Here is a 17,750-nt window from a genome sequence, read left to right on the forward strand (position 1 = left end):
AAGCCGCCGCGCAACGCCACAACGCCTGATCTGTCCAGCCGGAACCCGTTGTTCGGACGTTGTGTCAGCCACCGAACCTCCCAGGCACCGCCTGCCCCGCCCGTGGACAGCTCTTGCGCAGGTCAGCCCCGCTTGTCAGAGTGACCGGGCACGCAGGGAGGCACTGTGGAAGATCACCCCCCGACATTCGGCCGGGACCTCGCCCCGGCCGGTCGCGCACCCACCCTCGCCGACGTCCTCGCCCTGCCGGTCCTGGCCGCCGGACAGCCCCAGGTCGTCACGGGGCTGACCGCGCTGGACCGGCCGGTGCGCTGGGTGCACATCACCGAGCTGACGGACCCGGCCTCCTTCCTCAAGGGCGGCGAACTGGTCCTGACCACGGGCATGCCCCTGCCCGAGGACGCCGCGGGTGTCCGCCGTTACGTCGACGAACTGACCGAGGTGGGAGCGGCCGCCCTGGTCATCGAACTCGTACGCCGCTATCACCGGCCGCCCGATGCCCTCGTGCAGGCGTGCAGGGCACGGGGGCTCCCCCTGGTCACCCTCGCCCGGGACGTCAACTTCCTGGAGGTGACGCAGGTCGTGCACGCGCTGATCCTGGGCAACCAGGCCGACGCGATGCGGCGGACCCAGCGGATCCACGAGGCGTTCACGGCTCTGACGTTGCGCGGCGCGGGGCCGGAGGACGTGGTGCGCGCGGCGGCGGAGATGAGCGGCCGCACGGTCGTCCTGGAGAACCTGGTGCACCAGGCACTGATCTGCGAGCCCTCGGGGAGCACGGTGGAGGAGGCGCTCGGGGACTGGGAGCGGCGCTCCCGGGCGGCCGAGCCCGGCTACCACACCGAGGTGGCCGGCCCGGAGGGCTGGCTCACCGCGCCCGTCTCCTACCAGGGCGAACGCTGGGGGCGTCTGGCCATGCTGCCCGCGGACGGGCCGGCTTTCGGGCCGGAGCACACCACCGTCCTGGAGCGGACGGCCATGGCCCTGACCGTGGCCCGGCTCATCCACTCCACGCCGTGGGAGCACACGGCCCACCGCACGGTCCTGCGGGAGCTGGCGGAGCAGCGCCACCACTCCGCCGAGGACGTCCGCGCCCGCTGCGCCGCGCTGGGCCTGCCCACGGAGGCCGGTGTCTTCCTGGCGATCCTCGTGGACCCGGGCCCCGGCGGGGAGGGCGCCGAGCCGGAGACCCGGCTGCACCGGGAGCTGAGGTCGGCCGGGATCCCGGCCCTCGTCGGCGAACTGTCCCCCGGCCGCCTCGGCGTCCTGCTGGCCCTGCGCCCCGCCCAGCCCTGGCGGCCCGTGGCCGAACGGCTGAGCCGCACCGCGCTGGCCGTGGCGCCGCAGGCGATCGTCGGAGTCGGCTCGGAGGTGGCGGATCTCGCCGACACCGCACGCTCGTTCCGGGAGGCGGCCCGGGTCATAGAGGCCACCCCGCCCGGCCAGGACCTCCCCGAGGACCGTTCCTTCCACGAGCTGCCGGACATCGACCTGCGCCGGCTGCTGTACGCGCTGCGCGAGGACACCCGGATCCAGGACTACACCGAACGCCGGCTGGGCCGGCTCATCGACCACGACACCCGGCACGGCACCGACCTGCTGACGACCCTGGGCCACTACCTCGACGCCGCCGGCAACAAGACCACGGCGGCCCGTCGCGGCGGTCTGTCGAGGGAGACCATGTACCAGCGCCTGCGCACCATCGAACGCCTCCTCGACACCGACCTGGAATCCGGCGAGCGCCGCACCGAACTCCATGTGGCCCTCACGGCGTTGCGGGTGCTGCGCGCCGACCGGGGGCCGCACCCCCTGTAACGCTTTGCGCGTCCCGTTCCAAGAACAAGTGACAGGCACCTGTCGAGGAGAAGGGGACATCGGTGGACGACGCGGAACGGTTACGGAGTGGGCCCGCTGCGGCAGTCGGTGATCCGGGGCCCTTCGAGGAGTTCTACCGGCGTCACGTCGACGCGGTGCTGCGTTTCGTGGCCCGCCGGGTGGACGATCCGCACACGGCCGCCGACCTGACGGCCGAGATCTTCCTCGCGGTCCTCGACTCGGCCCCCACCTACCGCCCGCACCTCGGCAGCGAGACGGCCTGGCTGTACGGCATCGCGCGCAACGTCGTGTCGTCGGAGCGCCGCCGGGTCGCCCGGGAGACCGAGCGTGATCTGCGCATCTCCGGGCGGCGGTTGCTGGAGCCCGACGACATCGCCCGCATCGAGGACAAGCTCGACGCGGAGAGCCCCGGGCGGCGGGTGCTGGCCGCGCTGGAGCGGCTCCCCGAGGGCGAGCGGGCCGTCATGGAACTGATCGCGGTGGACCAGCTCACGGTCACCGAGGCGGCGGCGGCACTGGGCATCCGCCAGGTCACGGCCCGGGTTCGGCTGCACCGGGCGCGCAAGGCACTGCGCGAGGAGACGGAGTGCGGGACCGCACAGGCGGCGGAGGCATCGCTGGTGTACGTGGCGAGGGGGGAAGCATGAGCACGAGGACGACGTTCGAGGACCGGCTGCTCGGTGAGCTGAAGAAGGAGATCGAGCTGCGCGGGGCCGGGCCCGGAGCGGACACGGGCAGGGCGACGGCCTCCGTGCGCCGGTTCGCCCCGCGTCGGACCGCCGTGCTGGTGGTGGCCTGTGCTGCGGCGTGGGCCGCCACGGTGGTGGTGCCCGGCTCGCCCGCCGACTCCAGCGCGTTCGCGGTGGAGCGCCACGACGACGGCAGTGTCGAACTCACCGTCAAGGACCCGAGCTTCGGCATTGACGCCCAGCTGGCGCTGGCCGAGCGCGTGCGCCCGTGGGGCATCAAGGTGAACGTGGTCGCTCCCGAGGACGTGTGCGGCTCGTGGGGCGTCCCCCGGGTCATGGTTCTCACTCATGCGGGCGACCCCATTCGCAGCTGGCCGGTCACCCTGCGCCGGGGCAGCACGCTGGTGATCGACAACTCCTGGGGCGAGCCGGTGTCCAAGGACGAGATCGAGCACTACGAGGTCAAGCCCTGCGACCGGTGAACCGGCGGCTGGGCTGGCTCGACGCGTTACGCGGCCTCGCCGCACTCGTCGTGGTCTTCGACCACTCGTCCCACACCTTCATGCCGGACTTCCGGGGGAGTTGATGCCGCAGTTCAACACCAGCCGCTACGGCATCATGGTGTTCTTCCTGGTCAGCGGCTACATCATCCCGGCGTCACTGGAACGCCGGGGCTGCGTGCGGGAGTTCTGGATCGGCCGGGTCTTCCGGGTGTACCCGCTGTGGGCGGTCGTCGTCACGGTGCTGCTCGCCGTCGACTTCCTGGGACTCGTGGAGCTGCGCGGCTTCGGCGCGCAGAGCGCTGTCGCCGTGGCCGTCGCCCACACCACCATGCTCCAGGAGCTGCTGGGGACGCCCAATGTCCTGCTCGTCCTGTGGACGCTCTCGTACGAGATGTGCTTCTACCTGCTGGTCGTCGCCCTCTTCACGGTCCGGCTGCACCACCGGTCCGCGTCGGTCGCCGTAGTCCTGGCCGTGCTCGCCGTGGTGAGCGCGGTGGCGGGGGCGGTGCTGCCGGTGTCCGCGCTGTCCGGGCTGGTCGGCACCGGTCCGCTGATCGCGTTCGCGTCGATCATCATGGCGGTCGCTCTGTGCTGTGCGAGCTCCGCCTCACCGGCACTGCGGGTGTTCGGGGGTGTGCTGGGCGGAGCGCTGGCGCTCGTGCTGGTTCCGTTCAACGGCACGGTCCCGTTGTGGGAGGGCCTGGTGATCCTCGCCGTCATGTTCCTCGGTACCGCGGTCCACCGAGCCGAGCGCGGACAGAGCACCTGGCACCGGGCCGCGGTCGCCGCGGCCCTGGTGGTTGTCTGTGCCGTCGGAAGCGCCTACCGGTACGGCGACGGCCACCACTTCACACGGCGCGGCTGGATCGTGGCGTTCCTGCTGGCCGTGCTCACCTTCGCTGCCGGACTGTCGCGGCGCCACCGGCTCGTACCGCGGCTGCTGACCGGTCTGGGAGCGATCAGCTACTCGGTCTATCTCGTGCACCCGGTGCTGCTGGCGGTGATCGACGGCACCGTCGGCCGCAGGCGCGACGACCACGTCGTACTCGAAGTGGCCTTCTTCACCCTCCTGTTGCCGCTGTGCGTCCTGACCCACCGGTACGTCGAGGTCCCGGGCCAGGCCTGGGGTCGCAGGCTGGCGTACCGGTCGGGTGGTCAGGTGTCGAAGTCCACCGTCAACGCATCGGACACCGGGAACGACTGGCACGTGAGGACGTAGCCCGCGTCGACCTCGGACGGTTCGAGGGCGAAGTTGCGGCGCATGTCGGCCTTGCCGTCGGTGACCTGGGCGCGGCAGGTGCCGCAGACGCCGCCCTTGCAGGCGAAGGGCAGGTCGGGGCGGGTCTGCTGGGCGCCTTCGAGGATGCTGCGGTCGCGGGACAGGGGGACGTGGTGGAGCGGCCGTCGAGGGTGACGGTGACCTGGCTGACCGGGCCGGTGGGGCCCGTCTCGGTGTGGTGGACCTCGCGGACGGGCTCGTCGTCGGCGTAGAAGAGTTCCTGGTGGACGCGGTCGGCGGGCACGCCGAGGCCGGTCAGGACCTGCTGGGCGGCGCGGACCATGCCGTGCGGGCCGCACAGCCACCAGTGGTCGGCAAACTCCACGCCGACCAGCGCGTCGACGAGGGCGGAGAGCCGCTCGGCGTCGAGGCGGCCGGAGAGCACCTCGGCCTCGCGGGGCTCGCGGGAGAGGACGTGGGCGAGCTGGAACCGCGTGGGGTAGAGGTCCTTCAGGTCGGCGAGTTCGTCGGCGAACATCACCGTGCCGGTGCGGCGGTTGCCGTAGAGGAGGGTGACGCGCGAGCGGGAGTCGGCGGCCAGGACGGACTCGGCGATGGAGACCATGGGCGTGATGCCGGAACCGGCGGCGATCAGGACGTGGTGGCCGTGGGTGGTGAGGTCGGGCGTGAAGGCGCCGGTGGGTGCCATCACCTCGACGGTGTCGCCGGGGCGTACGTCGTGCACCAGCCAGGAGGAGAACAGGCCGCCCGGCACGACCCGGACGCCGATGCGCGGCGCTGTGCCGGCGGGTGCGCAGATCGAGTACGAGCGGCGCTCGTCCCGGCCGTCGATGTCACGGCGCAGGGTGAGCGACTGGCCGGGCGCGAAGGTGAACTCCTCGGCCAGCTCGGCCGGGATGTCGAAGCTCACAGCTGCCGCGTCCTCGCACAGCGGCTGCACGGCGGCGACCCGCAGGGGGTGGAAGACCGGACGTCGGCGGGCACTCGGGCGTGCCGCCGGGGCGGGGGCCGGCTCCATCAGGTCCTCCATCAGATCTCCTTGAGGTACTCGAACGGCTCGCGGCAGGCGAGGCAGCGCCACAGGGACTTGCAGGACGTGGCGCCGAAGCGGGAGGTCTCCTCGGTGTCGGGGTGACCGCAGCGGGGGCAGGGCACCGAGCGTCGGGCCGGCGACAGCACGAGCGGGACCGGGCCGGTGGCGCGCGCCGGTGCGGCGCCGGGCGGGGCGATGCCGTGCTCGGCGAGCTTGCGCCGGCCGGCCGCCGTGATCCAGTCACTGCTCCACGGCGGGTCGAGGACCGTGCGGATCTCCACGCGCGCGTACCCCGCCTCGCGCAGCCGGGCGGCCACGCCGGCACGCATCTCCGCCATCGCCGGGCAGCCCGAGTAGGTCGGGGTCAGGCTCGCGACCACCGTTCCCTCCGGGGTCAGCGACACCTCGCGCAGCACTCCGAGGTCGGCCAGCGTGAGCATGGGCAGTTCGGGGTCGGGCACCTGCTCGGCGATGCGCCGGGCCCGTCGCGCGTCCGGGAGTGCCGTCACCATGACGCCTCCGGGTGGGCGCGGGCCACACCCTGCAACTCGGCCAGCAGCGGGGCGAGATGCTCGGTGTGCTCGCCTGCGCGGCCCGAGCCGGGCAGCGGGCGGTAGACGGGCATGGGCAGCCCGGCCGCCTCGGTGACCTGGCGCAGGACGGCGACGACCTCGTCGCGGACGTCGTACGCCGTGAACAGCTCGCCCAGGTAGGGCGCCACCTGTTCCTGCGCCTTGCGCATCCGGCGGTGCGACTCCTCGGTGCCGTCGCCGAGGCGCACGGCCCACTCGGCCGCGTACTGGCGGTGGTACGCCAGCTCCTTCACGCCCTTGGCGGCGATCGCCGCGAGCACCGGGTCTCCGTGTGCGGTGAGCCGCTCGAAGTGCGCGAGGCGCCAGCCGGCGAACACCAGCAGCCGCACGATGGTGAACGCGAAGTCGCCATTGGGGAGTTCGGCCAGGCGTACGTTGCGGAAGTCGCCGGCGTCACGGAAGTAGGCGTAGGCGTCCTCGCCGCGGCCGGTGCCGTCGACCTGGCCCGCGCGGGAGTAGAGCAGACGGGCCTGGCCGAGCAGGTCGAGCCCGATGTTGGCCAGCGCCACCTCCTCCTCCAGCTCGGGGGCGCGGGTGGTCCACTCGGCGAGCCGCTGGGCGGCGACCAAGGCGTCGTCGGCCAAGGTCACGCAGAGGGCGGCCAGTTCACCGGCGTCCACACCCTCGGGTAGGGCGGTGTCCACGCCGTGCAGGGGGTCCTCGAAGCCGGTGCCGTAGGCCCAGCGGGTGTCGTCCTCGTGTCCCTCGGCGAGGGTCATGTAGACGTGGTCGTCGCTCATGCCCTGTCCTTCAGATGTGGGGGACGTCGTCGGGGATGTCGTAGAAGGTCGGGTGCCGGTAGACCTTGTCGGCGCTGGGCTCGAAGAAGGGGTCCTTCTCGTCGCGGGTGGAGGCGGCGATGTGCTCGGAGCGCACGACCCAGATCGAGACGCCCTCGTTGCGCCGGGTGTACAGGTCGCGGGCGTGGGTGAGCGCCATGCGGTCGTCGGCGGCGTGCAGCGAGCCCACGTGGACGTGGTTCAGCCCGCGCTTGCCGCGCACGAACACCTCGTACAGCGGCCAGTCCTGCTTGTCGGCGGTCATGCCACCGCTCCCTTCCGCTCGCGGGCCGCCTGCTTGGCCGCGTGGGCGGTGGCCGCCTCGCGCACCCAGGAGCCCTCCTCGTGAGCCGTGCGGCGCCGTTGCATCCGCTGGTCGTTGCACGGGCCGTCGCCCTTGATGACCCGCATCAGCTCGTCCCAGTCGGGCGTGCCGAAGTCGTGGTGGCCCCGCTCCTCGTTCCAGCGCAGCTCCGGGTCGGGGAGCGTAACGCCGAGCTTCTCGGCCTGCGGGACGGTCATGTCGACGAAGCGCCGGCGCAGTTCGTCGTTGCTGTGCCGCTTGATCTTCCAGGCCATGGACCGCGCCGAGTTGGGCGAGGCGTCGTCGGGCGGGCCGAACATCATCAGCGACGGCCACCACCAGCGGTTCACCGCGTCCTGCACCATCTCGCGCTGCTCCGGGGTGCCGCGCATCATGGTCATCAGCAGCTCGTAGCCCTGCCGCTGGTGGAACGACTCCTCCTTGCAGATCCGCACCATGGCGCGTGCGTACGGCCCGTACGAGGAGCGGCACAGCGGCACCTGGTTGCAGATCGCGGCGCCGTCCACGAACCAGCCGATCACCCCGACGTCCGCGAAGCTCAGCGTCGGGTAGTTGAAGATCGACGAGTACTTCTGGCGGCCCTCGATCAGCCGCCCGGTCAGATCGGCGCGGTCGGCGCCCAGCGTCTCCGCCGCCGAGTACAGGTACAGCCCGTGCCCGGCCTCGTCCTGGACCTTGGCGAACAGAATGGCCTTGCGGCGCAGCGACGGGGCGCGGGTGATCCACTCGCCCTCCGGCTGCATGCCGATGATCTCCGAGTGCGCGTGCTGCGCGATCTGACGGATCAGCGTCTTGCGGTAGCCCTCCGGCATCCAGTCACGCGGCTCGATCCGCTGGTCCCGCGCGATCGTCGCGTCGAAGTGCTGCTGGAGCTCCGGCTCGGCGCCGTCCGTCCCCACGGGGCTGGAGCGTGTCGTATCCATCCGTCCCACTTCCCAACCGACCATTCGTTCGGTTCATCATAGAACAGGCACGCGCGCGGTGGTAGATGTTCGGTCGGGCCATGAGGTTTTCTGGGCCGCAGCCGTAGCATCAGCAGTACGAGGCCCAAGGAGTCCTGAATGACCAGCGAGACGACGGCCTCCCGGGCGCCGGAGCCGATGGGGCAGCGGCGCGGTGAGCCCCTCCCCCACGATCTGCTCGACGACGCGGAGCGCCTGACGCGCGAGCAGCTGCGGGAGCTCCAGCTCGACCGCCTGCGCCGGAGCCTGCGACACGCCTACGACAACGTGGAGGCGTACCGCGAGAAGTTCGACGCGGCCGGGGTCTGCCCCGACGACTGCCGCTCGCTGGCGGACCTGTCCCGTTTCCCCTTCACCATGAAGGCCGATCTGAGGGACACCTACCCGTTCGGCATGTTCGCCGTGCCCATGGACCAAGTGCGGCGCGTGCACGCCTCCAGCGGCACCACCGGCCGCCCCACGGTGGTCGGCTACACGGAGAACGACCTGTCGATGTGGGCGGGCCTCGTCGCCCGTTCGATCCGCGCCGCCGGCGGCCGCCCGGGTCACAAGGTGCACATCTCCTACGGCTACGGGCTGTTCACCGGCGGGCTCGGCGCGCACTACGGCGCGGAGCGCGCCGGCTGCCTGGTGATCCCGGCCTCCGGGGGCATGACCGCGCGCCAGGTGCAGATCATCCAGGACTTCCGGCCCGAGATCGTCATGGTCACCCCGTCCTACATGCTCACCCTGCTCGACGAGTTCGAACGGCAGGGCATCGACCCGCGCGGCAGCAGTCTGCGGGTGGGCATCTTCGGTGCCGAGCCGTGGACGGAGGAGATGCGCCGCGAGATCGAGGAGCGGACGGACATCCACGCCGTCGACATATACGGCCTGTCCGAGGTGATCGGTCCCGGTGTCGCCCAGGAGTGCGTGGAGACCAAGGACGGACTGCACGTGTGGGAGGACCACTTCTACCCCGAGGTCGTCGACCCGGTCACGGGTGAGGTGCTGCCCGAGGGCGAGGAGGGCGAGCTGGTCTTCACGTCCCTGACCAAGGAGGCCCTGCCGGTCGTCCGCTACCGCACCCGCGATCTGACCCGGCTGCTGCCCGGCACGGCCCGGCCCGCGTTCCGCCGCATCCAGAAGATCACCGGGCGCTGCGACGACATGATCATCCTGCGCGGGGTGAACGTCTTCCCCAGCCAGATCGAGGAGATCGTGCTGCGCACGCCAGGCGTCGCCCCGCACTTCCAGATCCGGCTGACCCGGCGCGGCCGCCTGGACCACATGACCGTCCTCGTCGAGACCCGCCCCGGCGCTGGCCCCGAGCAGCGCGAAGCCGCAGCCGGGACGATCGCGAAGGCCGTCAAGGGCGGCATCGGCATCACCGCCGACGTGACGATCGTCGAACCGGAGACCCTGGAGCGCTCCGTCGGCAAACTCCGCCGGGTCAAGGACCTGCGCGAGGCGTGATGCGGGCCGGTCGCGGCAGCTGTCACGAGCGGCACCTCGCCTCGGGCACCGGGACGCCGGCGGCCGGGCCGGGGTCGCTCGCTTCGGGAGCCTCCGCATCCGTGAGACCTGCGGCCGGCTTGCGGATGAGGAGCAGGGCCGCGTCGTCGTGCAGCCGGCCGCCGACATGGGCCAGCAGTTCGTCGTGGAGCGCGCCGAGGGTGTGCGCCGGCTCGTGGGAGACATGCCGCTCCAGGCCTTCGGCGAGGGGGTAGAAGGCGCGGCCGCCGTCGCGGGCCTCGGTGACCCCGTCGGTGTAGAGCAGCAACTGGTCGCCGTCGGTGAAGGGGAGCGCCTGGAGCCCGGGGGTGTGGCCGGTGAGGGCGCGCAGCCCGAGGGGCGGGGCCGGGTGTGCGGGTTCCACCGCGGTGATGCTCCCGGAGGCACTCACCAGCAGCGGGGGCGCGTGCCCGCAGTTCACCACCTCCAGATGCCCCGCTCGCGGGTATCCGGCGACCACGGCGGTGACGAAGTCGTCGTGGCCGAGGTTGCGTGCGAGGCTCCGCTCGATCCTGTCGACCACGGCGAGCAGATCGGGCTCGTCGTGGGCGGCCTCGCGGAAGACACCGAGCACCAGCGCGGCGGTCCCGACGGCGGGCAGCCCCTTGCCGCGCACGTCGCCGACGATCAGCCGCACCCCGTGCGGGGTGGGTATCAGCGCGTACAGGTCACCGCCGATACGGGCCTCGGCCGCCGCGGCGCTGTAGCGGACGGCCGCCTGGAACGGCCCGACGGTCGACGGCACGGGCCGGAGCAGCGCGTGCTGCGCGGTCTCCGCGACCGAGCGGACGGCGGCGAGCACCCGTTCCCGGCGCCCGCGCAGGGCGCTGGCCAGGCCGCTCGCGAGGGTGACGGCGACCAGGGCCGACAGCACGGCGGCCAGCTCCCGGCCCGGCACTCCGTCCCGTATCCCGAGCGTCACCCCGAGCGCCGCTGCGAGGAAGCCGACGCAGCAGACCCCGCGCGGTCCGTTGGTCGTGGCCGCCAGGGCGGGCCCGGCCGCGAGCAGGGGCAGCCAGATCATCCCCGCTCCGCCGGCGAGGTCGGCGGACACGACGGCGGCGACGACGAGGACGGGCAGGACGGGTGTTCCGGCGGTCAGCCGCGCGACGGCGCGCCTGCGGACCGAAGCCCCGGTGCCGGCCACTCGGTTGCCGATCGGCCGTACCGGCCGGTGGTCGACGCCATGGTTCCGGGCTTGGCTCATGTCTGTCCGCAGTCCTCACCTGTGCACGGGGCACGTTCCTGAAATGTCTGTTTCATCCAGGGAACGGGGTGAGCGCGGTCACGGCAAGAAGCGGATTTTCAGATAGTGAGCGAGAGGGTCCTGGTCACGCGGCTCGCGGTCGGGAGCAGCCGCTCGCGGATCTCGGGCACCCGGGAGAGCCGGTTCGAGGGCAGCGAGACGCCGAGGGAGCCGAGCGTGTCCCCGCTGTAGACCGGGACGGCGACGCAGACCGTGCCGAGGGCGTACTCCTCCAGATCCGTGATGGCCGGGGCCAGGGGCGGGGTCTCCAGCCGCCGGAGCAGTTCCGGGAGGCTGGTGATCGTGCGCGGGGTGAGGTCGGCGAGGTGGTGGCGGGAGAGGTAGTCCTGGCGGGCCTCCTCGTCCAACTCTCGCAGGACGGACTTGCCCAGTGCGGTGGCGTGCCCGGCGTCCTCGAAGCCCACCCAGAGATCGACGCGCGGGGTCCCGGGGCCGTCGACGATCTCGGCGACCCGGATCTCGCCGTCCTCGTAGAAGGTGAGGTAGGCGGCGCTCCCGAGCTCGTCCCGCAACGCGGCGAGGGCGGGCCGGACGCGGCTGAGCAGCGCCTGCGCACGCCCCGTGGACTGCAGGGTCTGGAGTTTGTCGCCGAGGACGAACCCGCCGTCGTCCAGCTTTCGCACGTACCCGTCGTGCACCAGGGTCCGCAGCAGGTGATAGGCCGTGGCCAGGGGCAGGCCCGTCTCGCGCGCCAGCTGTTTGGCCGGCGCGCCGTTGTCGTGCGCGCTCACCGCCTCCAGCAGCCGCATGGCCCGTTGCACGGAGTTGATGAGCGTGGGGCCGTCTTGCGCACCCATACGAACAGCGTGCGCCAGGCGTACGGCCCGGGCAAGGGGGGTGCCTGATGGGGCGGCGCGTTCCGGTTGCCGTACCACCTCGTGCCAGGCCCCTGTGAGCGTCGGAGCCGGACCACGGACGCGCGGCCGAGCAGACACGGGCGACCGCCTCGCGCGCGGGCCGTCGAACGCGTAGGTGCGCCCGCGGGATACGTGGGCGTCGCCCCCTGCGGGCAGGAGAGGCGCCAGTGCCTGCGGGGCGGGCAGGCCCGTCTCGGCGCGTGGCGCCCCGTCGCACCGGTATCTGCAGGGCAGGCAACCCCGTCTCGGCGCGTGGCGCCCCGCCCCGCCGGTGCCTGCGGGGCGGCGGGCAGCCCCCGTCTCGGTGCACGGCCCGCTGTCCCACCGATATCTGTGGGGCAGGCAATCCCGCCTCGGTGCGTCGCCAGCCATCCCACCGGTGCCTGCCGGGCGGGCAGCCCCGTCTCGGTGCACGGCCCGCCGTCCCACCGGTATCTGCGGGGCAGGAAATCCCGCCCCCGGTGCGTCGCCAGCCATCCCACCGGTGCCTGCCGGGCGGGCAGCCCCGTCTCGGTGCATCGCCGGCCGTCGGGCCTGGTGGCGGGCGCCGGGGCGTCTCCCGGCCCGGGACGCACGGCTCTCGCCGCCCGTGGGGCAGGGCCTCGAGCCCGGCCGCACGAGGCCTCGTTTCCCCTGGTGACGCCCGCAGGCCCCGCGTACCCGTTCGGCCGGAAGCGGATGAGGACCGCGAAACGCCGCCGTGGTCCTTCACGGCCTCCCCCCGACGGGCGACCATGCCGTGTCATGGACATCTTGCTCGTCGCCAGCGCGTTCAACAGCCTGTCCCAGCGTGTGTTCGCCGAACTGTCGGACGAGGGGCACCACGTGGACGTCGTGCTCGCCTCGCACGGCCCCGACGCGGTCCGGGCCGCCGTACGCGAGGTGTGCCCGGAGCTGATCGTCGCCCCGATGCTGAAGTCGGCCCTGCCGGAGGACGTGTGGCGGGAGCACACCTGCCTGATCGTGCACCCGGGGCCGCCCGGTGACCGGGGCCCGTCGTCGCTGGACTGGGCCCTCGCCGAGGAGGCGTCCGAGTGGGGCGTGACGGTGCTCCAGGCCGAGGCGGCCATGGACGCGGGGGACGTGTGGGCGGACGGCTCCTTCCCGGTGCCGGCGGTGGGCAAGAGCGACGTGTACCGCAACGAGGTGTCGGACGCCGCCACGGCCGCCGTGCTGCTGGCCGTGCGGCGCTACGCCGACGGGTCGTACAAACCGCGCCCCCAGAGCGAACCCGGGACCGACGTGGTGTGGCGGGACTTCTTCCGCCAGGAGCAGCGGCGGATCGACTGGGAGAACGACAGCACGGCGACGGTCCTGCGCAAGCTCCGCGGGGCCGACTCACAGCCCGGCGTCCTGGACGAGATCTGCGGCCGGGAGGTGTTCCTGCACGGCGGGTACCCCGAGGACCGGCTGCGCGGGGAGCCCGGGGAGCTGCTCGCGACCCGGGCCGGCGCGGTCTGCCGGGCCACCCGGGACGGCGCGGTGTGGATCCCGGAGCTGCGGCCCCGCAAGAGCTCCGGTGACCCGGCACCGTTCCGCCGCCCGGCCGCCTCGGTGCTCGCCGGCTTCCCGGCCCCGCCCGGCAGCGGCCCGGGCATGCCGGGGTCGAACGGCCGCCCGTACTGGCTGCCCGAGATCGCCGCCCCGCTCGAACTGCCCCCGGGCCGCACCACCTGGACGGACATCCGCTACCGGCAGGACGGTCGCATCGGCTTCCTGACCTTCTCGTTCCCCGGCGGGGCCATGAGCACCACCCACTGCCGCAGGCTGCTCGCCGCCTGGCGGTACGCCCTCACCCGCCCCACCTCGGTACTGGTGCTCGGCGGCGCCCGCGATTTCTTCTCCAACGGCATCCACCTCAACGTCATCGAGGCGTCGAGCGACCCGGCGGGCGAGTCCTGGTCCAACCTGAACGCCATGAACGACCTGGTCGAGGCGGTGCTGCGCACCACCGACCGGATCGTGGTGGCGGCCCTCGGCGGCAACGCGGCGGCCGGCGGCGTCATGCTCGCCCTGGCCGCCGACGAGGTCTGGTGCCGCACGGGCAGCGTCCTCAACCCGCATTACCGGAACATGGGGCTGTACGGGTCGGAGTACTGGACGTACTCGCTGCCCCGCCGCGTGGGCGCCGAGACGGCCGAGCGGCTGACGACCGAGGCGCTGCCGGTGAGCGCCCTGACCGCCGAGCGTCTCGGGCTGATCGACCGTCCGGTGCCGGTCGCGGCCCAGGACTTCGCCGCCGAGGTCGGGCGCCTGGTCGCCGACGTGGCCGATGATCCCGATCTCCCGCGCCGGATCACCGCCAAGGCCACGGCACGGCACGCGGACGAGCTCCATCGGCCCCTCGCCGAATACCGGCGGGCCGAACTCGCCCGGATGCGCACCGTCTTCTTCGACCCCGAGGCGCCGTACCACGCGCTGCGGTCCGCGTTCGTCCGCAAGCTCCCGAACGGCTCCCCCAGGCCGCTGGCCGCCGGCGACGCGCGATGAGCGCGCGGCTGCTCGTGGCGGGTGTCGGCAACATCTTCCTCGCGGACGACGCCTTCGGCCCCGAGGTGATCCGCGCCCTGGACCGGCACCCGCTGCCGCCTCAGGTGCGGGTGCGGGACTTCGGCATCCGCGGCATGGACCTGGCGTACGAGCTGCTCGACGGCTACGACGCGGCCGTCCTGGTCGACGCGGCCGTGCGGGGCCACGAGCCGGGCACGCTCTCGCTGATCGAGCCGGACCTGCCCGCCGGGTCCACGACGGGCGCCCCGCCCGAGGCGCACGGCATGGACCCGGCGAAGGTCCTCGCCCTGGCCGCCCACCTGGGCGACGAGCCGCTCCCCCGCGTCCTGGTGTTGGCCTGCGAACCGGAACTGCGGGCACCCGCCGACGAGGACATCGCCCCGGGCATCAGCGCGACGGTGCGCGAGGCGGTCGGGCGGGCCGTCGCGGCCCTGCACACCCTGGTGCCGGTGCTGCTCGCCGACCCGGCTGCCACGCCCCCGTTGAGCCGCCCGGACGAATCCACCGCCCTGTCGTCGGCCGGGCTGCCGGGCACGGTGGGCGGGGGCGCGGAGGATCGGTAGCGGAACGATTTCCCTACCGACCCGCGAGGAGCGGCGCCCATGTGCGATTCCGTGGACGAGGTCACTCAGGCCGTCCTGGCGAAGAACGACGGTCTGGCCGCGGATCTGCGTGACGAACTGACCCGGCGCGGAGTGAGCGTGGTCAACCTGCTGTCCAGCCCGGGCAGCGGCAAGACGGAACTGCTCGGAAGGGTGCTGGCCAGGGCGGTGGAGCGGACCCTGCCGGTGGCCGCGCTCACCGCCGACCTGGCGACCGACAACGACGCCGACCGGCTGGCCCGCTCGGGGGCCCCGGTGAAGCAGCTGCTGACGGACGGGCTGTGCCACTTGGAGGCGCGGCAGCTGCGCGGCCACGTGGAGGCCTGGCTGCCCGAGGGCACCTCCCTGCTGTTCGTGGAGAACGTCGGCAATCTCGTCTGCCCCGCGTCCTACGACCTCGGCGAGAGCCTGCGGATCGTGCTCATGGCGGTGACGGAGGGCGAGGACAAGCCGCTGAAGTACCCCACCGCCTTCGGGTCCGCCCACCTGGTGGTGCTGACCAAGACCGATCTGACCGGACCGGCCGGGTTCGACGAGGCGGCCTTCGAGGCGAACGTCCAGCGGGTCAATCCCGGAGTGGAGGTGATGCGGTCCTGCGCCCGCACCGGCGCCGGCGTCGACACCCTCCTGGAACGGGTGCTCGCCGTCCGGGACGGAGCCCCTGTCCACCGGCCGCCCCTGGCGCCCCGCCCGCACACCCACACCCACACCCACACGTACGAGGGCGCCGAAGCCGGCCTCGTCCCGTGACAGCGCCCGTCACCCGGGCGGTGCGCCGTCGCGTCACCGTGCGCGGCACCGTGCAGGGCGTGGGCTTCCGCCCCTTCGTGCACCGCCTCGCCACCGACCTCGCGCTCGCGGGATTCGTGAGCAACACGGCGAGCGGCGTCCTCATCGAGGTGGAGGGCCCGCCGGACGGTGTCGCCACCTTCTGCGACCGGCTGGCCGAGGAGCCTCCGCCGCTCGCCACCGTGATCGGCGTCGAGGTCGAGGACCTGCCCGTCTCCGGCATCGACGGCGCCTTCGGCATCCGCTCCACCGACCGCTCCCCCGGCAGCACCCTGCTCCCGCCCGACACCGCGACCTGCCCGGACTGCCTGCGGGAACTGGGCGATCCGGCCGACCGCCGGTACCGGCACCCGTTCGTCACCTGCACCCACTGCGGCCCCCGCTTCACCATCGCCACGGGCATGCCGTACGACCGGTCGGTCACGACCATGTCCGGCTTCCCGATGTGCGCCGCGTGCGCCCGGGAGTACGGCGATCCCCTCGACCGGCGCTTCCACGCCCAGCCCGTGGCCTGCCCCGGCTGCGGTCCCCGGCTGCGCCTGGTTCCGGCGCCCGGGAGCGGGGTCCGCCCGGCGCGGGACGCCGAAGCGCCGGCATCGGCACGGGCGCTGCTGGCGGCCGGTCGGATCGTCGCCGTCAAGGGCCTCGGCGGCTATCACCTGGCCTGCGACGCCACCGACGCACCGGCCGTGGACACCCTGCGCGCCCGCAAGGCGCGCGGCGGCAAGCCGTTCGCGGTGATGTGCGCGGACCTCGACGCCGTACGGCGGATCGCCGACGTCTCCGCGTCCGAACTGGCCGCCCTCACCAGTCCTCGCCGCCCCATCGTCCTGCTGCGCCGACGCTCGCAGGCGAACGGCCTCGCGCCCGGCGTCTGCCCCGGCAGCCCGCACCTCGGCGTGATGCTGCCCTACACCCCCGTGCACACTCTGCTGTTCGGCCTGCCCGGTGATCCGCCGGGCCCGCGCGTACTGATCATGACGAGCGGCAACCGCTCCGGGGAGCCGATCGTCACGGCCGACGACGAGGCGCTGACCCGGCTCGCCGGGCTGGCCGACGCCTGGCTCGCCCACGACCGGCCCATCGCCTCGCCCTGCGACGACTCCCTGCTGCGGGTGCGGCCCGACGGCACCGAGCAGGTGCTGCGCCGGTCCCGGGGCTACGTGCCCCGCCCGCTGCGGCTGCCGGTGCCGGTACGGCCCGCTCTCGCCGTGGGCGGCGATCTCAAGAACGCCCTGTGTCTCGGCGCGGGTGACCAGGCCTGGTTCGGACCGCACATCGGCGACATGGGCGATCTGACCACCCTGGAGGCGGCCCGACGGGCGGACGCGCACCTGCGGGGTCTGACCGGCGTGAGCCCCGACCTCATCGCCGCCGACCGGCACCCCGGCTACCACTCGACACGGTGGGCCTCCCGGCTGGCCGGACGCGCGCCCGTGCTGGTCCAGCACCACCACGCGCACATCGCCTCCGCCATGGCCGAGCACGGCCTCGACGGCACGACCCCGGTGATCGGCGTCGCCTTCGACGGCACGGGCTACGGCGACGACGGCACCGTCTGGGGCGGCGAGATCCTGCTCGCCGACTACACCGGCTTCCGGCGCTACGCCCACCTCTCCCCCGCCCCGCTGCCCGGCGGCGACGCGGGCGTCGCCAACCCGTGCCGTCTGGCCCTGGCCCGGCTGTGGGCGGCAGGACTGCCGTGGGACACGGACCTGCCGTGCGTGACCGCCTGCGTGCCGGAGGAACGGGCCGTGCTCGAACGGCAGCTGTCCAGCGCTCTGGCCTGTGTGCCGACCTCCAGCATGGGCCGCCTCTTCGACGCCGTGTCGTCGCTCGTCGGCGTGTGCCATCGCGCGGGGTACGAGGCGCAGGCCGCACTGGAGCTGGAGGCGGCGGCCGCTGCGGCGTGGGGCGCCGACACAGCGGCGTACGCCTTCGCCGACGGGCTCGACCCGGCGCCCGTGCTGGCCGCGCTGGTCGCCGATCTGCGGCGCGGCACTCCGGCCGCCGTGCTCGCGGCCCGTTTCCACCGCGGTGTGGCGCGGGCGGTGGCGGAGATCTGCCGGCGGGCGCGCCGGGACACCGGCCTGGCCACCGTCGCCCTCAGCGGCGGGGTGTTCGCCAACGCGCTGCTGGAGGAGGAGTGCGCGCGGCTGCTGACCGAAGACGGCTTCGCGGTGCTCCGGCACGGCGAAGTCCCGCCGAACGACGGCGGGCTGGCCCTCGGCCAGCTGCTGGTCGCGGCGCACCTACGACAGGAGGAGTGA

General features: G+C 73.3%; 14 protein-coding genes and 2 pseudogenes. 9 read left to right on the plus strand and 7 right to left on the minus strand.

The features are described 5' to 3' along the window. Positions 1-165 precede the first annotated feature (165 nt). From CEB94_RS03745 to CEB94_RS03760, 4 genes and pseudogenes are all read left to right on the plus strand, one after another. Positions 166-1,815 carry a PucR family transcriptional regulator gene (locus tag CEB94_RS03745; protein WP_175430804.1) on the plus strand — a complete coding sequence of 550 codons (1,650 nt, stop codon included), beginning with the start codon at positions 166-168 and terminating at the stop codon, positions 1,813-1,815. Between the two features lie 62 nt (positions 1,816-1,877). Continuing rightward, on the plus strand, positions 1,878-2,483 hold the full coding sequence (locus CEB94_RS03750; protein ID WP_175430805.1) for an RNA polymerase sigma factor: 606 nt from the start codon (positions 1,878-1,880) through the stop codon (positions 2,481-2,483). Then, positions 2,480-3,007 carry a hypothetical protein gene (locus tag CEB94_RS03755; RefSeq protein WP_175430806.1) on the plus strand — a complete coding sequence of 176 codons (528 nt, stop codon included), beginning with the start codon at positions 2,480-2,482 and terminating at the stop codon, positions 3,005-3,007. The genes CEB94_RS03750 and CEB94_RS03755 overlap by 4 nt, the downstream gene beginning before the upstream one ends. Positions 3,008-3,015: 8 nt before the next feature. Next, positions 3,016-4,247: pseudogene (locus CEB94_RS03760) on the plus strand (acyltransferase family protein). Here CEB94_RS03760 and paaE read toward each other — a convergent pair. The 5 genes and pseudogenes from paaE to paaA all read right to left on the minus strand — a co-directional run bounded on the left by paaE (position 4,184) and on the right by paaA (position 7,921). After that, positions 4,184-5,298, minus strand: a pseudogene (gene paaE, locus CEB94_RS03765) (1,2-phenylacetyl-CoA epoxidase subunit PaaE). The pseudogenes CEB94_RS03760 and paaE overlap by 64 nt on opposite strands. Then, entirely contained in the window at positions 5,298-5,813 is a 516-nt protein-coding gene (gene paaD, locus CEB94_RS03770) for a 1,2-phenylacetyl-CoA epoxidase subunit PaaD (RefSeq protein WP_175430807.1), read from the minus strand. The pseudogene paaE and the gene paaD overlap by 1 nt, the downstream one beginning before the upstream one ends. After that, the gene (paaC, locus tag CEB94_RS03775) at positions 5,807-6,634 is read right to left on the minus strand and encodes a 1,2-phenylacetyl-CoA epoxidase subunit PaaC (protein ID WP_175430808.1); all 828 of its coding nucleotides are present in this window, start codon (positions 6,632-6,634) and stop codon (positions 5,807-5,809) included. The genes paaD and paaC overlap by 7 nt, the downstream gene beginning before the upstream one ends. A gap of 10 nt (positions 6,635-6,644) precedes the next feature. Beyond that, positions 6,645-6,938, minus strand: a complete 294-nt coding sequence (gene paaB, locus CEB94_RS03780; RefSeq protein WP_031142175.1) for a 1,2-phenylacetyl-CoA epoxidase subunit PaaB — start codon at positions 6,936-6,938, stop codon at positions 6,645-6,647. Next, positions 6,935-7,921: a 1,2-phenylacetyl-CoA epoxidase subunit PaaA gene (paaA, locus tag CEB94_RS03785; RefSeq protein ID WP_175430809.1), complete on the minus strand. Its 987-nt coding sequence runs from the start codon at positions 7,919-7,921 to the stop codon at positions 6,935-6,937. Before paaA ends, paaB begins: the two co-directional genes overlap by 4 nt. Before the next feature lie 138 nt (positions 7,922-8,059). Between paaA and paaK the strand changes: the two genes are divergently transcribed. Next, complete coding sequence (gene paaK / locus CEB94_RS03790; RefSeq protein WP_175430810.1) at positions 8,060-9,415, plus strand: phenylacetate--CoA ligase PaaK; 1,356 nt, start codon at positions 8,060-8,062, stop codon at positions 9,413-9,415. A 22-nt stretch (positions 9,416-9,437) separates the two neighbouring features. On the opposite strand, the gene CEB94_RS03795 is transcribed toward paaK, so the two are convergent. Beyond that, entirely contained in the window at positions 9,438-10,661 is a 1,224-nt protein-coding gene (locus tag CEB94_RS03795) for a PP2C family protein-serine/threonine phosphatase (protein ID WP_175430811.1), read from the minus strand. 98 nt (positions 10,662-10,759) lie between these two features. Beyond that, positions 10,760-11,518: an IclR family transcriptional regulator gene (locus CEB94_RS03800; protein ID WP_175430812.1), complete on the minus strand. Its 759-nt coding sequence runs from the start codon at positions 11,516-11,518 to the stop codon at positions 10,760-10,762. An 804-nt stretch (positions 11,519-12,322) separates the two neighbouring features. On the opposite strand from CEB94_RS03800, the gene CEB94_RS03805 reads away from it, so the two are divergent. From CEB94_RS03805 to hypF, 4 genes are read left to right on the plus strand one after another with little or no spacing between them, the layout of a single operon-like run. Then, complete coding sequence (locus tag CEB94_RS03805) at positions 12,323-14,068, plus strand: enoyl-CoA hydratase-related protein (RefSeq protein WP_175430813.1); 1,746 nt, start codon at positions 12,323-12,325, stop codon at positions 14,066-14,068. Next, positions 14,065-14,652: a hydrogenase maturation protease gene (locus CEB94_RS03810; protein WP_175430814.1), complete on the plus strand. Its 588-nt coding sequence runs from the start codon at positions 14,065-14,067 to the stop codon at positions 14,650-14,652. Before CEB94_RS03805 ends, CEB94_RS03810 begins: the two co-directional genes overlap by 4 nt. A 39-nt stretch (positions 14,653-14,691) precedes the next feature. Next, positions 14,692-15,441, plus strand: coding sequence for a hydrogenase nickel incorporation protein HypB (gene hypB / locus CEB94_RS03815; protein WP_175430815.1), 750 nt, complete (start codon positions 14,692-14,694; stop codon positions 15,439-15,441). Further along, positions 15,438-17,750 carry a carbamoyltransferase HypF gene (gene hypF / locus CEB94_RS03820; RefSeq protein WP_175430816.1) on the plus strand — a complete coding sequence of 771 codons (2,313 nt, stop codon included), beginning with the start codon at positions 15,438-15,440 and terminating at the stop codon, positions 17,748-17,750. Before hypB ends, hypF begins: the two co-directional genes overlap by 4 nt.

Source organism: Streptomyces hawaiiensis (genome assembly GCF_004803895.1).
Lineage (GTDB): Bacteria > Actinomycetota > Actinomycetes > Streptomycetales > Streptomycetaceae > Streptomyces > Streptomyces hawaiiensis.